We start from the raw sequence: 17,976 nt of genomic DNA on the forward strand, positions 1-17,976 counted from the left end.
TTCGCAGTTCTCGCAGAGAAAAAAAATTGATCAGGACGTGACGGTACCTTGTGGGGTAAAACGGCCATAGAGCTGATAGCGGGAGCCGGGGTAGAGTAATTGTGCGGCTGTGACTACCGCTTTCCCGTACCAGGTTCGGCGGCGGATCAACAGGCAAGGTTCGTGTCCATCCAGTTGCAGTAACTGGCGTTCAGTTGGTGTGGGCATAATTGCCTCGACAATATGCTCCCCTTCAGTGAGTGGCGCGACTTGAGTTAGGTAGCTGTATGGGGTTATTTGGTTGAAATCCTGTTTTATGTAATCGGGTGCGGTGGTTGGGTTTACACAGCGGTTTTCAACCTGAACTGGGAAGTCATTTTCGTAATGAACAATTTGTGAATAGAACAATAGCTGACCGGGTTGAATACCTAAGGCTACCGCTTCTTCAGAGGTAGCAGCACGGGCTTGCAGTTGGAGGATTTTACAATTATGGCGATGACCACGAGCAGTAATTTCATCAGCGATATTATGAACTTCAAGTAACGCACTGTGCGCTTTGGCTTCTGCAACAAAAGTGCCCACGCCTTGCATACGAATAAGGAAACCTTCACTGGTTAATTCACGCAATGCCCGATTGATGGTCATACGGCTGACACCCAGTTCTGCGACCAGCTCACTTTCGGAGGGTACACGCTGGTGGGGTTGCCAGGTTCCGGTTCTGATTTGGCGGATGATCGCCAGCTTAACCCGTTGGTAAATTGGTGCAGGGATGTCACCCATTGCTGCACTCAATTGTAAAACCGTTTGTTGTTCCGCCACGGCGTTAACCTCGTCAAATAACACTGTTATAGGTTAATTCTACGGTTGAATTCAGCGTGTGTATATGTATATACAAGTGGGCGGTTTAATTAATTGACGCGGCTGTGGCTTGGCGCGTTTGACTCTGAACAAAACATGGAGATATCGCGATGCCAGTTTATTTTACCAAACGTGCTTTTCTACCTGATGGATGGGCTACAGATGTGCAGATCTCCGTTGATGAACTGGGGTTTATTCAACATATTTCGAGTGGCAGCAGTAGCGAGAATTGCCAGGTTTTATCCGGCCCGATAGTACCTGGTATGCCCAATCTACACTCACATGCTTTTCAGCGCATGATGTCTGGATTAGCGGAGGTTGCCGGTGATCCGCAAGATAGCTTCTGGACCTGGCGTGACCTGATGTACCGTTTGGTGCAACAATTGACACCGGAACACATTGGTATCATTGCCCGCCAGTTGTATATCGAAATGTTAAAAGGTGGCTACACCCAAGTGGCAGAATTCCACTATTTGCATCATAGCCCTGAGGGTTCTCCTTATGGCGACCCTGGTGAAATGACGGCACAGTTGAGTCAGGCCGCCGAGCAGGCAGGGATTGGAATGACCTTATTGCCTGTGCTTTACAGCTATGCTGGTTTTGGCGCTCAACCAGCCCAACAAGGCCAGCGGCGCTTTATTCAAAATACTGAAAGCTATCTTGAGCAGCAGCGAGTCATTAGCAAACAATTGGCTAATCAACCGCTACAAAATCAAGGTTTATGTTTTCACTCATTGCGTGCTGTTGAGCTAAGCCAAATGCAGGAGATTTTGCAGGTATCAGATAAACAGTTGCCGATTCACATCCACATTGCCGAACAACAAAAAGAGGTCATGGATTGTCTGGCGTGGAGTGGGCAACGCCCGGTTGCATGGCTGTATGATAATTTACCTGTCGACAGCCGCTGGTGCCTGGTCCATGCCACGCATCTGGATAAATCAGAGCTGGTGTCACTGGCAAACAGTCAGGCTGTTGCTGGATTGTGCCCAACAACAGAAGCCAATTTGGGGGATGGGATTTTCCCTGCGGTTGATTACTTGCAGCATGAAGGGCACTGGGGAATAGGTTCAGATAGTCACGTTTCACTGGATGTAGTGGAAGAGCTACGCTGGCTGGAATACGGGCAGCGTCTGCGAGACCAGCGGCGCAATCGCCTAACCAGCGAGCAACAACCCGCAGTGGCTGATTTGCTATATAAGCAAGCACTAGCCGGTGGGCGGCAGGCTTGTGGCACTATGATCAGTCAACTCGCTGTAGGATATCGTGCTGACTGGTTGGTGCTAGATGGCGCGGATCCTTACATTGCAGGCACTGAATCTGCTTCGTTACTAAATCGTTGGTTATTTGCGGGGGGGAAATCGCAAATTCGAGATGTTTATGTAGCAGGTAGAGCGGTAATCGTGGATAGATATCATCCAATGCAACAGCAAGCGGCACAGGATTTTCTGGCCGTACTGAAAACCTGCCAACAGGAGGTCTGATGAACTTTACTGTTTTTGATTTCGCCAGCTTGCCCATTAGCCGCTGGCGAAATGGTGGTGGAGAAACGCGTGAAATCGCATGTTGGCCGGTTGGTGGCGATGATTTTGCCTGGCGTGCCAGCATCGCCACTATTGAACAGGATGGCCCGTTTTCTTTATTTCCTGATATCGATCGCTCGATCACATTGCTATCTGGCGAGGGGATGGTGCTATCCGGCCCGGAATTAGGGGAGCATACTCTTTCACACCCATTGCTGCCTTTCGCTTTCCCTGGGGATACCGCTGTCCATTCAAGGTTATTGGGGGGAGCCTGCCAGGATTTTAATATCATGACACGCAGAGGGTGCTGGCTGGCGAAAGTAACAGCAATTGATTCTGAATATGAGTTACCCGCCTCCCACGGTGGACTGGTCTATGTCGTCAAAGGCAAGTGGTTGATTTGTCATACGGAAACCCATCAGTTGGCGGCTCAACAAGGTTGCTGGTGGCTACCGGCGAGTAAAGGTGGACAATTACAACCATTGTCTGCTGTGGGTCATGTGCTGTGGGTGGATTTAATTCCAGTACGCTAGTTGTGAACCCTAATCGGTATTTGCTATCAACTAAGCCGCTATAAAAATAGGACTCCCTGATCCTTATAATTAAATTATGCCTGCTATTTTAAATCGCAGGCATAAAATCGTTGGCCTGCTGCCCCTTCATGTTTTTATCAATATTTTTCGTCCGAGCTACTTTTATCGCTGAGTTCACTGTCTTTTAATCTTATGAAGCGCTCAAATCATGAGCATTTGTTAGATCCATGTCATATTTTTGTTGTTTGCTCGATACAAAACACACATTTCGGTTGTTTGGTTGTAAATATTTCAATAATCTTAATTATGAAATAAAAATTTGAAAAAACGAATGTGTGAAAAAAGATAAGCGATAAAATGTTATAACTTATTGTTATTTAAGTTTTTTATGAGATTATTGTCGGGGTTTAAGCGATTGGATTCACTTAAATCGCATTATAAGTGCCGATAATCCTTATGTATACACTGCGGTGCGTTAGGTAATTATAAAAAATACCTTTCATAAAGCAGGCTCTGAGATGTTAATGCAATACCACTATTGAAGGGTAAAAATATGAAGCTGAAAAAAATCATTATCGCCTCGCTTGCTATCTGTATGCTGCCATTGGGTGCTTATGCAAAAGACCTAAAAATTGGTGTGTCAATGGCCTATTTTGACGACAATTTTCTGACAATCTTACGCCAGGCAATGCAAAATAAAATGAACGAAGAGGGTAACGTTTCTGGTCAATTTGAAGATGCAAAAGGTGATATTGCACAGCAAATCCAGCAGGTAGAAAACTTTGTCAGCCAAGGTGTCGATGCCATCATTTTGAACCCAGTGGATACGCAAGGGGTGAAATCGATGATCAAATTGGCTGAGCAGGCAAAAATCCCACTGGTTTTTGTCAATCGTCGGCCTGAGGCGACGTTGCCGGCAAGGATGGCCTATGTAGGTTCTGACTCTGAACTTGCTGGACGTTTACAGATGGAGGAATTAGCTAAACTGATGGGAGGGAAGGGTAATGTTATGATTTTAATGGGAGAACTTTCCAGTGAGGCTACCCGCGATAGAACTCGAGGCGTAGAGAAAGTAGCTGCTCAGTATCCCGAAATCCATATTATTGATAAACAAACAGCAAAATTCTTCCGCAAAGAAGCAGTTGATGTCACCACAGATTGGATTCTTTCTGGTCAGCAAATTGATGCGATTGCTTCGAATAATGATGAAATGGCGATCGGTGCAATTCTTGCTTTAAAACAAGCTAAGAAAAAAGGTGTGCTGATTGGTGGTATTGATGGCACGCCTGATGCTATTGAGTTTATTAAAAAAGGCGATCTTAATGTGAGTATTTTTCAGGATGCCAAAGGCCAGGGGGAAGGTGCGGTTGACGCTGCAATCAAATTAGTCTCTGGGCAGAAAGTGGAAAGTAGCGTTATGATCCCATATCAATTAATTACCAAAGATAACTACCAGGATTTTTCCAATGAAAACAAGAAATGATGTAATAATTAACACGGCTAAGAAGTTAATGAGTAAAATAGTCAAAAGTTTCAAGTGACGATACCTTTTAAATATTATTAAATTAATTTAATAAATAGTGAGTGAAATCTATTTCCATAAATAGACAATGCCGTATTTATGACATTGGTCAAATAATAAATACGGTATTACCCGACACTAAACTTGTTGGGATGACTCCGGAGATCATGATATGTATTCTTATATTCTCGAGGCCGAGGGTATCAGCAAGAAATTCCCTGGTGTCAAGGCGTTGAATAAAGTGGGCATCAAAATAAAATCAGGTAGTGTCCATGCATTAATGGGAGAGAATGGCGCAGGAAAATCAACACTGATGAAGTGCTTGATTGGAATATATCATCCCGATGAAGGTACAATTAAAGTAAAGGGTAACATAGTTACCTTTAATGATACGTTAGATGCACTTCATGCGGGCATTGCCATGATCCATCAGGAATTAAATTTAGTTCCACATATGACGGTTGCTGAGAATATTTGGCTCGGGAGAGAACCTGTTCATTATGGGTTGGTTAATCACGACTTATTGAACAGGAAAACCAGTGAGCTATTGCAACACCTTAATATCAAACTCCGGCCGGATATGATCGTTGGTGAATTAAACATTGCCAGCCAGCAGATGGTCGAAATTGCGAAAGCGGTTTCCTATGATGCGGATGTATTAATCATGGATGAACCAACGTCAGCATTGACCGAAGGAGAAGTCTTTCATCTTTTTGCAATCATTAAAGAATTAAAACAACAAGGTAAGGGTATCATTTATATCAGCCATAAGATGGATGAAATTTTTGAGATTACTGATGAGGTGACTATTTTTCGTGATGGCACATTGGTCGCAAGCGATAAAACAGAAAACCTGACTAAACAGTCGTTAATTACCATGATGGTAGGCCGTGAACTTACGCATATGTTTCCTAAGTTTAACAGCAATATTGGTGAGGAAGTATTGCGCGTAACTAATTTGCGGCGTGATGGTGTGTTTCATGATATTTCCTTTGCTGTCAAACGAGGTGAAATCTTGGGGGTGGCAGGTCTGGTGGGGGCTGGTCGTAGTGAGGTTATGGAAAGCCTGTTTGGTATGCATCCGGCAGATGGCGGTGATGTTTTTATCGAGGGTTTATCGGTTCATATTGATTCTCCGTCAAAAGCCATTGAACAAGGATTGGCCTTTTTGACCGAAGACCGTAAAAAATCAGGCTTATTTTTAGTTCTGTCTGTTGTTGAAAATATGAGTATTGTAAATCTTTCCGAATATATTAATAAAAGAGGATTTGTCAGCCACGGAGAAATGGCGCAGGACTGCATGGAGCAAATAAATAGGCTTAATATTAAAACACCTACGATGGACCAAATTATTAATAATTTGAGTGGGGGTAATCAACAAAAAGTTCTAATAGCACGTTGGTTGTTGGCTCAACCTAAAATACTTATTCTCGATGAGCCAACCAGAGGCATTGATGTTGGGGCGAAATCGGAAATTTATCGTTTGATCAGCGAACTGGCAAATCGTGGTGTTGCTATTATTTTAGTCTCTTCCGAATTGCCTGAAATACTGGGGATGAGTGATAGAATCATGGTGATGCATGGTGGTCACATTACAGGGATATTAGACCAAAAAGATGCCAGCCAAGAAAGAATAATGGCGCTTGCTTCTCAATAATAACAGAAAGGTTACAATGATGAGTAATGTTAAAATTGATAACGTTATAGTTAATGAGCCAACCCAAAAACATTCATTCATGTTAGGTCTGAAGGGGAGGTTGCCTAAAGATACCGGTATTTTTATTGTGATGATAGGTATCGCACTAGTTTTTGAACTGCTTGGCTGGTTTATTCGTGAACAGTCATTTTTATTAAATCCGAACAGGTTATTATTGATTGTATTGCAGGTGGCGATCATTGGTATTATTGCTGTTGGGGTTACACAAGTTATTATTACTACAGGTATTGATTTGTCGTCAGGTTCTTTGATTGCGCTTACCGCCGTTGTTGCGGCAAGCCTGGCGCAAACATCCGATAGTATATCACCGATGTATCCACACTTGCTGGATTTACCCGCAGCTATCCCTATTACTGCCGGTATTGGGGTGGGTATTTTGTGCGGGTTTATTAATGGTTTTTTGATAACCCGTACCGGAATCCCCCCTTTTATTGCGACTCTTGGGATGATGGTTTCAGCTCGTGGACTGGCTCAGTATTATACCAAAGGCAATCCGGTTAGTTTTCTTTCAGATGAGTTTACTGTAATCGGTCAGGGTGCGATGCCGGTTATTATTTTTCTTGTGGTCGCGGTTATTTTCCACATTGCACTTAAACATACCCGCTACGGGAAGTATGTCTATGCCATCGGTGGCAACATGATTTCCGCAAAAGTCTCCGGTATTAACGTTAATAAGTATTTGGTCACAGTTTATACTATCGCAGGGGGCCTGGCGGGTCTGGCAGGTGTGGTATTGGCTGCCCGGGTGAGCAGTGGGCAGTCCAGTATGGGTCAGTCTTATGAATTGGATGCAATTGCAGCGGCAGTTATTGGTGGCAGCAGTTTGATGGGAGGGGTTGGCAGGATCACCGGCACTGTCATTGGGGCGGTGATCCTGGGGCTGATTAAGAGCGGTTTCACTTTTATTGGCGTCGACTCATACATCCAAGACATCATAAAAGGGATGATTATTGTCAGCGCAGTCGCCATAGATATGCATCGTAATCGTAAGAAACGATAGTTATGCCGAGTCATACCAGACAAGCCGTTGCTTGTCTGGCTGTTATTTACTCAGTTCAAACCAATCAGTATCACGGGTGGCTATAGTGGCCAGCGTTGATACCATTTCAATCAGGTGCAGGTGGATAGCCTCTTTAGCAGCATTCTGATCGCGCTGTTCTAGCGAACGATAAATTTTATAATGCTGCTCAATCAGACTCTCTGGTGAGGACTCATCAGCCAGTCTCATAAAACAGGCTCTATCCATCGTGGCTTTAATACTTTTGATAGCCTCCCACGCCAACGTGCAGTTTGCGATTCCAGTAACGGTGCGATGGAACGCGTCATCCAGCCCTAAAAACTCTCGAATGGTAAAATGCAAATGTGCGGGCCATAGAAAGCCGTACAGTTACTGCACTTGTTTGGGGCGGATTTGACCATCTGTAACCAGGCGAATATATCTATTTGTGACTATTATAAAACATCCTTTCATTAAAATTGAAATTTTGTTTCCAAGTTGCTATGGTCTGCACAGTCAAGTCTAACTATCATACCCAATGGGCTGTAGCTTGTTGGCGCAAAGGAGATAACAAATGAAAATCGCACTGATGATGGAGAATAGCCAGGCCGGTAAAAACGCGATAATTCTTAAAGAGTTAAATGCGGTCGCTGCGGAGAAATCATACCCGGTATACAACGTTGGGATGAGTGATGAGAAAGATCACCACTTGACTTACATTCATCTGGGTATCATGGCCAGTATTTTGTTAAATGCCAAAGCGGTCGATTTTGTCGTTACCGGCTGTGGCACTGGTCAGGGCGCAATGATGTCATTAAATATTCACCCTGGCGTGATATGTGGCTATTGTATCGATCCTGCGGATGCTTTCCTGTTTGCTCAAATCAACAACGGCAATGCGTTATCTCTGCCATTTGCCAAAGGTTTTGGTTGGGGTGCGGAATTAAATGTGCGTTATATCTTTGAAAAAGCATTTACCGGCGTGAAAGGCGAAGGTTACCCACTGGATCGTAAAGAGCCGCAAGTTCGTAATGCGAGTATTTTAAATCAAGTGAAAGCTGCGGTGGTGAAAGAGAATTATCTGGATACACTGCGTGCCATTGATCCCGAATTGGTGAGAACTGCGGTGAGTGGCGAGCGTTTTCAGCAGTGTTTCTTGGAAAATTGTCAGAATAAAGAGATCGAAACTTTCGTAAAGGGTGTTCTGGGATTACAGTAGAACAATAGCGCTAAGAAAAAGGCTCCTGATTAGGAGCCTTTTGCTTTTTGGGATATTACCCGGTGACATGCTGGTTGAAAACGTTGTAACCCGTTAGCATTTGGGCTGTGTCCCTTGCGGTGGCAGATAACGTAGCGGATCAAGTGCGGTGGCACGGTAACGGATTTGGAAGTGCAACATTATAGTGTCGCTTCCAGTGCTACCCATTGTCGCAATTTTTTGCCCAGCTTTTACATCCTGCGCATTTTTTACCAACAGGGTGTCGTTATGAGCGTAAGCTGTGATGAAATCATTGCCGTGTTTAATCATTATTAGATTGCCATAACCACGCAGTTGATTTCCTACATACACCACACGCCCTTTGGCAGAAGCGTATACGGGTTGTCCACGTTTACCTGCAATATCAATCCCTTTATTACCGCCATCGGCGCTGGAGTATCTTGATATTACCTGGCCGTTGGTTGGCCAATACCAGCAACGATTAGCACCCGGTGGTGGAGCCGCTTGCGCGACAGTGCTGCTGGAAGATTTACGCTTAGTCGACGTCAGCCGCCCTGATGAGGTGGAACTACCGAGCTGAATTTTTTGCCCGACTTCCAGTGTATAGGGTGGGCGAAGCTTGTTGATTCGCGCCAGGTCACTCACTTCGCTGTCACTGATCCACGCGATAAAATAAAGTGTATCACCGCGTTGAACCGTATACGTTTTATCGTTATAGCTGCCTTTCGGTAACGTGGCATAGTCACGATTAGATTTGTTTGAGCACCCAGCCAATAGCAAAATAGCCATTGCATATATTGCATATATTGCAAATTGTGGCCACAACTGCATTCTACTCCTCGTGTTCAAAACGTTTCCTTTATCATCGTGATATCAAACTCCCTCAGCCCACTATATTACCATTTGAATGATAAGCGTCAAAAGCCTGAACAAGTCTATCATTGTAGTCACCGACGCCAATAAATTTAACTGCTTCAACCCGCATAAATTATTGATACCCCGAATAGAACTGGGTTATTACCGATAAAGGCCTTGCTGTGGCGGGTTTGGATGGATTAGGTCATGGCGGCATTGCAGTGATTTTCGCCTGACAGTTCCCAGCACACCCGCGCAGCAAAAATAAAAAACGCAGTATTCTGCGGTTATTGAGTGAGTAACCGCTTTAATATTCATATGTGATTTTACGAATGTATTATTGATTTTGTTTTTATGCGGAGTATCCTGTGCCTGATCCAATTATGGAGGCCATGATGCTTTTAACGCCACTACAACTTTTCAAAAACTTATCCGATGAAACGCGTCTGGGTATTGTCCTGCTGCTCAAAGAGATGGGTGAACTGTGCGTATGTGATCTCTGTACGGCACTTGATGAACCTCAACCCAAGATTTCACGCCATTTGGCGATGCTAAGAGAGTGTGGATTGCTGCTGGATCGTAAGCAGGGGAAATGGGTGCATTATCGTCTCTCACCACATATTCCTTCGTGGTCAGCGCAGGTGATAGAGCAAGCCTGGTTAAGTCAACAGGACAACATTCAGGTCATCGCGCGGAAGCTGACTGTCGCTAATGGTGCTACCCGCAGTAAAACGATCTGTTTATAAAGCTATCTGTTTATAAAACTATCTGTTTCCAAGACTACTTTCATCTAAAAAGCTTGTCGATATATATTCGAAATTTCATATGTATGGGGGTTTTATGTTACTGGCGGGAGCAATATTCATTCTGACAATCGTACTGGTCATCTGGCAACCTAAAGGGCTGGGTATCGGGTGGAGTGCGACATTTGGCGCAGTGTTAGCCTTGCTCTCTGGGGTGGTTCATCTTGGCGATATTCCGGTGGTATGGAATATTGTTTGGAATGCGACCGCTACCTTTGTGGCAGTGATAATCATTAGCTTATTACTTGATGAATCTGGTTTTTTTGAGTGGGCCGCGCTGCACGTATCCCGCTGGGGTAGGGGGCGTGGGCGATTATTGTTCACCTATATTGTGCTATTGGGTGCCGCTGTTGCTGCTCTGTTTGCAAACGACGGTGCAGCGCTTATTCTAACTCCCATTGTCATTGCGATGCTACTGGCGCTTGGTTTTAGTAAAGGAACAACCTTGGCGTTTGTTATGGCCGCAGGGTTTATTGCAGATACTGCAAGCCTGCCGTTGATTGTGTCTAATTTGGTGAATATCGTCTCTGCCGATTTCTTTAAACTCGGTTTTAGTGAGTATGCCGCGGTAATGGTGCCAGTAGATATCGCTGCCATTATCGCAACGCTCATTATGTTACATCTATTCTTTCGTAAGGATATTCCGGCAACCTATGAACTCTCACGGCTGAAAGCGCCAGTCGACGCGATAAAAGACCCTGCGACATTCAAAACTGGCTGGGTGGTTCTGGTTTTACTGCTGGTTGGTTTCTTCGTTCTTGAGCCATTGGGGATTCCAGTTAGCGCAATTGCGGCAACGGGTGCAATCATTTTGTTTGTTGTAGCGAAAAAAGGACATGCAATCAATACCGGTAAGGTTTTGCGTGGTGCGCCCTGGCAAATTGTGATTTTTTCACTCGGCATGTATTTAGTGGTCTATGGTTTGCGCAATGCGGGGCTGACGAACTATCTGTCTGGCGTATTTAATCAACTTGCAGAACATGGACTGTGGGGGGCCACATTGGGTACCGGTTTCCTGACAGCGTTTTTATCTTCGATTATGAATAATATGCCGACGGTACTGGTGGGAGCCTTATCCATTGAGGGTAGCTCGGCTTCCGGTGTTATCAAGGAAGCGATGATTTATGCCAATGTGATTGGTTGCGATCTGGGTCCAAAAATTACTCCGATTGGTAGCCTGGCGACGCTGCTTTGGCTGCATGTGTTATCGCAAAAGAACATGAAAATAACCTGGGGATACTACTTCCGCACCGGGATTATCATGACCCTACCTGTGCTATTTGTCACGCTGACCGCGCTGGCGCTACGTCTTTCTTTCAATCTGTAATGAGATGCTGATATGAGCAACATAACCCTTTACCACAATCCAGCTTGCGGTACGTCCCGCAATACGTTAGAGCTTATCCGCAACAGCGGTATAGAGCCTACGATTATTTATTATCTCGACACACCACCGAGCCGCGATGAATTGGTGAAACTTATTGCAGACATGGGCATCGCGGTAGAAGCATTGTTGCGTAAGAACGTTGAACCATATGAACAACTGGGTTTATCAGAAGGTTTGTTCACAGATGATCAACTGCTCGACTTTATGTTGCAGCACCCGATTCTGATTAACCGACCAATTGTAGTCACGCCAATCGGAACCCGCTTATGCCGCCCTTCTGAGGTGGTCCTCGCTATCTTGCCTGAAACGCAGAAGGGGAATTTATTAAAGAGGATGGCGAAAAAGTGATTGATGAGTTCGGTAAACGGGTTAAATGACTTGAAAGGGGCATTTCGCCCCTTTGTTTTATGATTCAGCCTGCTGGCCTTTTAACATTATTCGTGTCGCGTCTATGTGTTTTTCTGTCTTTGTGGTTAATCCTAAGATGCCAATAGAAACAACATAGTTAGACGTTGAACAGGAAGTTCATTACGTCACCATCTTTCACGATGTACTCTTTGCCTTCTGAACGCATTTTCCCGGCTTCTTTTGCGCCTTGCTCACCTTTGTAGGTGATAAAATCGTCAAAGGCGATGGTTTGTGCACGAATAAAACCTTTCTCAAAGTCGGTGTGAATCTTACCCGCCGCTTGTGGCGCGGTAGCACCGATAGGGATTGTCCAGGCGCGAACCTCTTTAACACCGGCGGTAAAGTAGGTTTGCAGGTTCAGCAGTTCATAGCCTGCACGGATCACACGGTTCAGGCCCGGCTCTTCGATACCCAGTTCGGCCATAAATTCAGCGCGGTCGGCGTCTTCCAGCTCTGCGATATCAGACTCAACAGCGGCACACACTGCAACCACAACAGAACCTTCGGCGGCGGCAATAGCACGCACCTGATCCAGATACGGGTTATTCTCAAAGCCATCTTCATTGACGTTGGCAATGTACATCGTTGGCTTCAGTGTCAGGAAACTCAGATAACGGATAGCGGCTTTATCTTCTGCGCTCAGGTTCAACGCACGCAGCATCCCGGCATTTTCTAAATGAGGCAGGCATTTCTCCAGTGCTTCCAGCTCTGCTTTTGCGTCTTTATCGCCACCTTTGGCTTTTTTCTGGACGCGATGGATCGCACGCTCACAGGTCTCCAGATCAGACAGTGCCAGTTCGGTATTGATGGTGTCGATATCATCAACCGGATCAACTTTACCCGCGACGTGGATGATGTTGTCATTTTCAAAACAACGCACTACATGGCCGATAGCTTCAGTCTCACGGATATTGGTCAGAAATTGGTTGCCCAGACCTTCACCTTTGGAAGCACCTTTTACCAGACCGGCAATATCTACAAATTCCATCGTAGTCGGCAGGATACGTTGCGGTTTAACAATCTCGGCCAGTTGGTCCAGACGTGGGTCCGGCATTGGTACCACACCCGTATTGGGTTCAATGGTACAGAACGGGAAGTTGGCTGCTTCGATCCCCGCTTGTGTCAACGCGTTGAACAGGGTGGATTTACCCACGTTAGGCAGGCCTACAATACCGCATTTGAATCCCATGTTTATATCACCTTAAATAACTTAAAAATCAACTCGTTAGGTTTAACGCGCCGATGTAATCAAAATTTATGTCGCCATTATACACATTCTGACGATTTTTCTCGATCACGCTCTTTCGTTGCGGTAATTGCTTTTATCACAATGGCTGGTAGGTAATTGATTTTTCTAACTCTGTGTTAAAGATCACGTTTCTGCCATCTGAAGTTTTCTGGTTAATATCCGATAACGGGTTATTAGTGGCTGCTTACTGAATTTGGATTATCCCGATGGAAATGAATATCTATAAATGGCTGATAGTAATTTTGGTTGGGGGGATTGTGGGGGTCTTGGGTGTGTACTTTCTGACGACAGACATGCAGCCTGCCGAACCCACCTTTGCGCAACGGGTGGATCAATATGGGGCGCAGATAGAAAGTCATTCAGCTAATAGCGTGAGATATGTGGGTTATAAAAATAAACCACTTTATGAGGATCTTGACAGTGTTCAATTAACATTCACCGCCATAAACGACAAGTTTGAGCGCAGCCACGATTTGTCAGATAACAAGGAAAAGGCAGCCAATTGGGAAACCCTTTTTTGCACTGACGAACTGCAAGATATTGCTGAGCAATATGACGCCGAGAGCACTAATCTTCTCGGGCGGGTTAGGGTGGTTGTTGTTGGTATTGTTCTGACCAACAAAGGCCAGCAGGGAATCAATGCAGTATGCAATTAACGATGGATGAATTGAAAAACAAGTTCCCCGGTTCGGATTAGCGTTCGGGGAACTGGGGCCATCTATCTCTACGCATTCGCCTTAAAGGAGTGCAGGCGATTCATGGCCTTGGTGATGTCTTCTTGTAGCAGCACTTCAGTGCAACGGATAGATTCGTCGATAGCATCATCAATTAACGCTTGTTCGCTGGCTGGGGGTTTGCCCAGAACAAAACCGGTTACTTTACTCTTATCACCCGGATGACCAATACCAATGCGCAAGCGATAGAAGTTAGGATTATTGCCGAGCTTGCTCTGAATATCTTTCAGACCATTGTGGCCACCGTTACCGCCGCCCAATTTTAATTTGGCTACACCGGGCGGAATATCCAGTTCATCATGTGCGACTAAAATCTCTTCCGGCAAGATACGGTAGAACCCCGCCATTGCAACGACTGCCTTGCCACTAAGGTTCATGAACGTTGATGGTACCAGCAAGCGAACGTCCTGACCCGCCAGGTTTAAGCGCGCGGTATAGCCGAAAAACTTAGGTTCTTCTTTCAATGATTGGTTGTGGCGCTCGGCCAATAAATCCACATACCAGGCACCCGCATTGTGGCGGGTTTGGGCATATTCAGCGCCTGGGTTTGCCAGCCCAACGATTAGTTTAATGCTACTCACGTCGTCAATTCGCTATTACTAAAGGAGTTTAAAGTGTGACAGTTTACCTGTCATGGCGCGCAATAACAAAAGTGAATGCGCGGGTAAATTTGCCTGGAGTGAATAGTTGTAAATATGAATAGTTTATTTGTGCAATAATTCAAATTTAATGCTAAATGTTTGGATAATTTAGAGATTTGTCGAAAATAATTACCCAGATGTGATCGTAAGCGCAACACCTTTAGCGCCAGCCTGACTATACTGAGTTATTAAGTGGAGATTAATAATCGCCTTAAGCAATGAGTTTCAGTACGTAGGGTTAAGGCAATCTTTCATTGGCAATCGGAAGTTATTGGCAACCGAAAGCGGAGGTGGCATATGAAACGTAAAAACGCAACGGTAATGGGTAATGTGTTGATGGGATTGGGTTTGGTCATAATGGTCGGTGGCGTCGGTTATTCAATTCTGACTGAAATCACCGAGCTTGGTTTACCGCAATTCTTTGCCCACGGCGCGGTAATGAGTATCTTTATCGGCGCTCTGCTATGGCTGGTTGGCGCGCGTATTGGTGGCCGTGAACAAGTCGCTGATCGCTATTGGTGGATTAAGCACTTTGATAAACGGTGCAATCGCAATCAACGCCACTCATAGCTGAGTACTGTGTTAAATACAGAATAACAACCTGCTTCCAGTATTAATCGGGCTAACAGGAGGCATCAATGACGGCTCAAGGCTGTATTGATCAAGAACTTACCGAGCAAGAGTAGAAAGCCCGTTGTCGCATCTGCTTCAACGGGTTTTTCTTTATCTGCTATTGATTAATGCTCAAACATCGCAGAGATAGACTCTTCATTACTAATACGGCGGATAGCTTCAGCCAACATACCAGACAGCGTTAGAGTACGTACATTCTTCAATGCTTTGATTTCAGCTGACAACGGAATGGTGTCACAGACAATCACTTCATCAATAACAGAGTGCTTGATGTTTTCAACCGCATTGCCAGAGAAGATCGGGTGAGTTGCGTAGGCGAATACACGCTTGGCACCACGTTCTTTCAGGGCTTCTGCCGCTTTACATAAAGTACCACCGGTATCAATCATATCGTCAACCAGCACGCAGTCACGGCCTGCAACATCACCGATGATATGCATCACCTGAGAAACGTTAGCGCGTGGACGGCGTTTGTCGATAATGGCCATGTCGGTGTCGTTCAACAGTTTCGCAATAGCTCTGGCACGGACAACGCCACCAATATCTGGTGAGACAACAATTGGGTTTTCCAGATTCTGCTGCAACATATCTTCCAGCAGGATTGGGCTACCAAATACGTTATCAACCGGAACATCAAAGAAGCCTTGGATCTGTTCGGCATGAAGATCCACTGTCAATACGCGGTCAACCCCAACACTTGAGAGAAAATCGGCAACAACTTTGGCAGTGATAGGCACACGGGCGGAGCGCACACGGCGATCCTGACGAGCGTAACCGAAGTAAGGAATAACAGCAGTTATACGGCCTGCGGAGGCGCGACGCAGGGCATCAACCATGACAACCAGTTCCATTAGGTTATCGTTCGTGGGTGCGCAGGTGGACTGGATGATGAAAATATCACCGCCGCGTACATTTTCGTTGATTTGCACGCTGACTTCGCCGTCGCTAAAACGACCTACAGCGGCGTCACCAAGACTGGTGTACAAACGGTTGGCAATACGTTGTGCTAGTTCCGGGGTGGCGTTACCAGCAAAAAGCTTCATATCAGGCACGAGAAGAACCTCAGGCATGCGTCCAGAGAAGATATTGTCAGATCAGTAATCAGGGGCGATTATTCATACTGATTGCAATATACATACGGGTATTTAAAGCCAAAACAAAACAGCATTATGAACCGGCTTTCAATCAAGTGAGACAAGTATTTTCAGAACCCAGGTCAGTGGGGCCATTACTGCGGCCTCTCGTAACGCTGTAAATCATTATCTGTACTCACTACTTTCAAATTTCCCAGAGCGCAGCATACGATGCAGCGGTGAAATATTCACACCACGCGCAACAAAACCGTGCAACCACTCTGGGGCAATACTTAACACCTGTCTGGCCGAGGCTTCAGTGTCGAACTCTGCAAACACACAAGCACCGGTTCCGGTAAGGCGTGACGGAGCGTATTCTAACAGCCATGAAAGAGCCTGTTCAACCTCGCGAAAACGTTTTCTTGCGATCGGTTCGCAATCATTTGCGTACGGAGTGCTTAAAAGCGCCGCCAGTGGGCGAACTGGCGTATTTCTTTTTAATTCAGGATCGGAAAAAATAATGGGTGTTGGGATGGTTACACCGGGGTGTACGACCAAATACCACCTCTCTGCCGGCTCCGCCGGGTACAATTTTTCGCCAATACCTTCGGCAAAAGCAGCATGACCGCGAATAAATACTGGCACATCGGCACCCAATGACAGGCCAAGAATGGCTAATTCATCCTCAGATAAGCCACATTGCCACAGCGCATTAAGTGCGACCAGCACGGTTGCCGCATTTGAGGAACCGCCACCCAGCCCACCGCCCATTGGCAGGCGTTTATCAATACTGATATCCGCACCGCGTGGTGTTTGATGATTACCGGACTGTTTTTTCAGCAATCGTGCCGCTTTAATTATCAAATTTTGTTCGTTTTCCACCCCCTCTATGGGGGTTAGCAATCGAATCTGTTCATCATTACGGGGCACGATGGTGAGTTGGTCACCATAATCGAGAAACTGAAACAGCGTTTGCAACTGGTGGTAGCCATCGGCTCGCTGCCCGGTAATGTAAAGAAACAGGTTCAGTTTGGCCGGTGACGGCCAGATAAGTTGACGCTGGCCCACCATATTATTTGACAATCCAGCTATCCATTTTCAGTTTGATGCGTTGCCCACCCTGGCTTAATTCCAGGCGGCTGGGTAATGATGGCGTGACCTTGGTATTGTATTCCTGATAGTCGACCACCCATGTCACACCATTTTGTGTGTAAGTCAGCTGCTTTAATCGGTATTGATCATCAAGCGTGAAGTCGGTGGTATCACCCGGCAAGCCGAGTATCCATTGGCGCAGGCTGTCCAGTGGGATAGACATCCCCGTCAGCTTTTGAATCATCTCTTGCGGGTCGTCACTGACATAGCGTTTACCCTGATTATCAGTCAGTCGTGTCACTCCCGGCTGCACGAGTAACTCCAGTTCGGTGCTACCCAGCGGGTTGGTTAGCAGCAAACGATAACGCTCAGGGGCGGTCTGCTGCCAGAAGAAACGTGCATAAACCTTCTGTTTGTCAGAGAGATAAGCAAAAGCGCCACGGGTCTGGAATGAATCAAGTTGTTGCAACTGTTGTTCGTGCTGACGCCACTGCGGTGATGTCGGGCTGGTTGCCGGGCCAGGCGGTGGCGTGGTGCTACAGGCTGCCAGCAACAGAGTGGCTAAAGGAAGCAGGCGATAAAAACTGACTTTATGCATCGGCATATGGGTATAAATCCTATCGGTCGCAGGGTTTTCACCGGCGGCGCGTCTTTGAGCAGATCATTTTACCGTTAAATCATCATTTTTGATAAAATAAATCATTTGATGCGCTGTAAATCGGTATCCGAGGTGCTCACGCTAACGGGCTGAAGGCA

18 protein-coding genes and 1 pseudogene are annotated in these 17,976 nt (G+C 45.8%); 11 read left to right on the forward strand and 8 right to left on the reverse strand.

All coding sequences use genetic code 11. The features are described from left to right. Window positions 1–30: 30 nt before the first annotated feature. Window positions 31–798 carry a histidine utilization transcriptional repressor HutC gene (gene hutC / locus YALDO0001_RS00300; RefSeq protein WP_042839168.1) on the reverse strand — a complete coding sequence of 256 codons (768 nt, stop codon included), beginning with the start codon at window positions 796–798 and terminating at the stop codon, window positions 31–33. Between the two features lie 149 nt (window positions 799–947). Here hutC and YALDO0001_RS00305 point away from each other — a divergent pair, with 149 nt between their 5' ends. From YALDO0001_RS00305 to YALDO0001_RS00325, 5 genes are all read left to right on the forward strand, one after another. Then, entirely contained in the window at window positions 948–2,318 is a 1,371-nt protein-coding gene (locus YALDO0001_RS00305; protein WP_042839169.1) for a formimidoylglutamate deiminase, read from the forward strand. Then, window positions 2,318–2,890, forward strand: coding sequence for a HutD/Ves family protein (locus YALDO0001_RS00310; protein WP_042839170.1), 573 nt, complete (start codon window positions 2,318–2,320; stop codon window positions 2,888–2,890). The genes YALDO0001_RS00305 and YALDO0001_RS00310 overlap by 1 nt, the downstream gene beginning before the upstream one ends. A gap of 553 nt (window positions 2,891–3,443) precedes the next feature. Next, on the forward strand, window positions 3,444–4,373 hold the full coding sequence (locus tag YALDO0001_RS00315; RefSeq protein WP_004698903.1) for a sugar ABC transporter substrate-binding protein: 930 nt from the start codon (window positions 3,444–3,446) through the stop codon (window positions 4,371–4,373). Window positions 4,374–4,584: 211 nt separating this feature from the next. Next, window positions 4,585–6,069 carry a sugar ABC transporter ATP-binding protein gene (locus YALDO0001_RS00320; RefSeq protein WP_004698904.1) on the forward strand — a complete coding sequence of 495 codons (1,485 nt, stop codon included), beginning with the start codon at window positions 4,585–4,587 and terminating at the stop codon, window positions 6,067–6,069. Window positions 6,070–6,088: 19 nt separating this feature from the next. After that, entirely contained in the window at window positions 6,089–7,129 is a 1,041-nt protein-coding gene (locus YALDO0001_RS00325) for an ABC transporter permease (RefSeq protein ID WP_042839171.1), read from the forward strand. Between the two features lie 42 nt (window positions 7,130–7,171). Here YALDO0001_RS00325 and YALDO0001_RS00330 read toward each other — a convergent pair whose 3' ends face one another. Further along, entirely contained in the window at window positions 7,172–7,489 is a 318-nt protein-coding gene (locus tag YALDO0001_RS00330) for an FCD domain-containing protein (protein WP_050773539.1), read from the reverse strand. A gap of 211 nt (window positions 7,490–7,700) precedes the next feature. Between YALDO0001_RS00330 and YALDO0001_RS00335 the strand changes: the two genes are divergently transcribed. Further along, window positions 7,701–8,345 (forward strand): RpiB/LacA/LacB family sugar-phosphate isomerase, encoded by a 645-nt coding sequence (locus YALDO0001_RS00335; protein ID WP_004698911.1) that lies wholly within the window; start codon window positions 7,701–7,703, stop codon window positions 8,343–8,345. Between the two features lie 93 nt (window positions 8,346–8,438). Here YALDO0001_RS00335 and actS read toward each other — a convergent pair whose 3' ends face one another. Next, a complete protein-coding gene (actS, locus tag YALDO0001_RS00340; RefSeq protein ID WP_004698913.1) occupies window positions 8,439–9,176 on the reverse strand; it encodes an amidase activator ActS in 738 nt (245 codons plus the stop codon). Window positions 9,177–9,595: 419 nt separating this feature from the next. On the opposite strand from actS, the gene YALDO0001_RS00345 reads away from it, so the two are divergent. From YALDO0001_RS00345 to arsC, 3 genes and pseudogenes are all read left to right on the forward strand, one after another. Next, entirely contained in the window at window positions 9,596–9,946 is a 351-nt protein-coding gene (locus tag YALDO0001_RS00345) for a transcriptional regulator (RefSeq protein WP_042546043.1), read from the forward strand. A gap of 94 nt (window positions 9,947–10,040) precedes the next feature. Continuing rightward, a complete protein-coding gene (locus YALDO0001_RS00350; protein WP_004698918.1) occupies window positions 10,041–11,330 on the forward strand; it encodes an arsenic transporter in 1,290 nt (429 codons plus the stop codon). A gap of 12 nt (window positions 11,331–11,342) precedes the next feature. Next, window positions 11,343–11,767: pseudogene (gene arsC / locus YALDO0001_RS00355) on the forward strand (glutaredoxin-dependent arsenate reductase). A gap of 128 nt (window positions 11,768–11,895) precedes the next feature. Here arsC and ychF read toward each other — a convergent pair. Beyond that, window positions 11,896–12,987, reverse strand: coding sequence for a redox-regulated ATPase YchF (gene ychF, locus YALDO0001_RS00360; RefSeq protein ID WP_042546040.1), 1,092 nt, complete (start codon window positions 12,985–12,987; stop codon window positions 11,896–11,898). A gap of 266 nt (window positions 12,988–13,253) precedes the next feature. Between ychF and YALDO0001_RS00365 the strand changes: the two genes are divergently transcribed. Continuing rightward, a complete protein-coding gene (locus YALDO0001_RS00365; RefSeq protein WP_004698925.1) occupies window positions 13,254–13,703 on the forward strand; it encodes a hypothetical protein in 450 nt (149 codons plus the stop codon). A gap of 68 nt (window positions 13,704–13,771) precedes the next feature. On the opposite strand, the gene pth is transcribed toward YALDO0001_RS00365, so the two are convergent. Further along, window positions 13,772–14,362: an aminoacyl-tRNA hydrolase gene (gene pth, locus YALDO0001_RS00370; protein WP_004698927.1), complete on the reverse strand. Its 591-nt coding sequence runs from the start codon at window positions 14,360–14,362 to the stop codon at window positions 13,772–13,774. 357 nt (window positions 14,363–14,719) lie between these two features. Here pth and ychH point away from each other — a divergent pair, with 357 nt between their 5' ends. Then, window positions 14,720–14,992 carry a stress-induced protein YchH gene (gene ychH / locus YALDO0001_RS00375; RefSeq protein ID WP_004698943.1) on the forward strand — a complete coding sequence of 91 codons (273 nt, stop codon included), beginning with the start codon at window positions 14,720–14,722 and terminating at the stop codon, window positions 14,990–14,992. A 167-nt stretch (window positions 14,993–15,159) separates the two neighbouring features. On the opposite strand, the gene prs is transcribed toward ychH, so the two are convergent. From prs to lolB, 3 genes are all read right to left on the reverse strand, one after another. After that, entirely contained in the window at window positions 15,160–16,107 is a 948-nt protein-coding gene (gene prs, locus YALDO0001_RS00380) for a ribose-phosphate diphosphokinase (protein WP_004390739.1), read from the reverse strand. Window positions 16,108–16,314: 207 nt separating this feature from the next. Further along, window positions 16,315–17,199, reverse strand: coding sequence for a 4-(cytidine 5'-diphospho)-2-C-methyl-D-erythritol kinase (gene ispE / locus YALDO0001_RS00385; RefSeq protein ID WP_004698945.1), 885 nt, complete (start codon window positions 17,197–17,199; stop codon window positions 16,315–16,317). 1 nt (window position 17,200) lies between these two features. Continuing rightward, window positions 17,201–17,824 (reverse strand): lipoprotein insertase outer membrane protein LolB, encoded by a 624-nt coding sequence (gene lolB / locus YALDO0001_RS00390; protein WP_004698947.1) that lies wholly within the window; start codon window positions 17,822–17,824, stop codon window positions 17,201–17,203. Window positions 17,825–17,976 lie beyond the last annotated feature (152 nt).

The sequence above is a fragment of the Yersinia aldovae ATCC 35236 genome, from assembly GCF_000173735.1.
Lineage (GTDB): Bacteria > Pseudomonadota > Gammaproteobacteria > Enterobacterales > Enterobacteriaceae > Yersinia > Yersinia aldovae.

Coding starts and splice junctions, on each gene's coding strand:
- YALDO0001_RS00320 (WP_004698904.1), top strand. CDS start 4,585: ATGTATTCTTATATTCTCGAGGCCGAGGGTATCAGCAAGAAATTCCCT.
- YALDO0001_RS00305 (WP_042839169.1), top strand. CDS start 948: ATGCCAGTTTATTTTACCAAACGTGCTTTTCTACCTGATGGATGGGCT.
- actS (WP_004698913.1), bottom strand. CDS start 9,176: ATGCAGTTGTGGCCACAATTTGCAATATATGCAATATATGCAATGGCT.
- ispE (WP_004698945.1), bottom strand. CDS start 17,199: ATGGTGGGCCAGCGTCAACTTATCTGGCCGTCACCGGCCAAACTGAAC.
- YALDO0001_RS00310 (WP_042839170.1), top strand. CDS start 2,318: ATGAACTTTACTGTTTTTGATTTCGCCAGCTTGCCCATTAGCCGCTGG.
- YALDO0001_RS00315 (WP_004698903.1), top strand. CDS start 3,444: ATGAAGCTGAAAAAAATCATTATCGCCTCGCTTGCTATCTGTATGCTG.
- YALDO0001_RS00350 (WP_004698918.1), top strand. CDS start 10,041: ATGTTACTGGCGGGAGCAATATTCATTCTGACAATCGTACTGGTCATC.
- ychH (WP_004698943.1), top strand. CDS start 14,720: ATGAAACGTAAAAACGCAACGGTAATGGGTAATGTGTTGATGGGATTG.
- ychF (WP_042546040.1), bottom strand. CDS start 12,987: ATGGGATTCAAATGCGGTATTGTAGGCCTGCCTAACGTGGGTAAATCC.
- YALDO0001_RS00345 (WP_042546043.1), top strand. CDS start 9,596: ATGCTTTTAACGCCACTACAACTTTTCAAAAACTTATCCGATGAAACG.
- YALDO0001_RS00325 (WP_042839171.1), top strand. CDS start 6,089: ATGAGTAATGTTAAAATTGATAACGTTATAGTTAATGAGCCAACCCAA.
- YALDO0001_RS00335 (WP_004698911.1), top strand. CDS start 7,701: ATGAAAATCGCACTGATGATGGAGAATAGCCAGGCCGGTAAAAACGCG.
- lolB (WP_004698947.1), bottom strand. CDS start 17,824: ATGCCGATGCATAAAGTCAGTTTTTATCGCCTGCTTCCTTTAGCCACT.
- YALDO0001_RS00365 (WP_004698925.1), top strand. CDS start 13,254: ATGGAAATGAATATCTATAAATGGCTGATAGTAATTTTGGTTGGGGGG.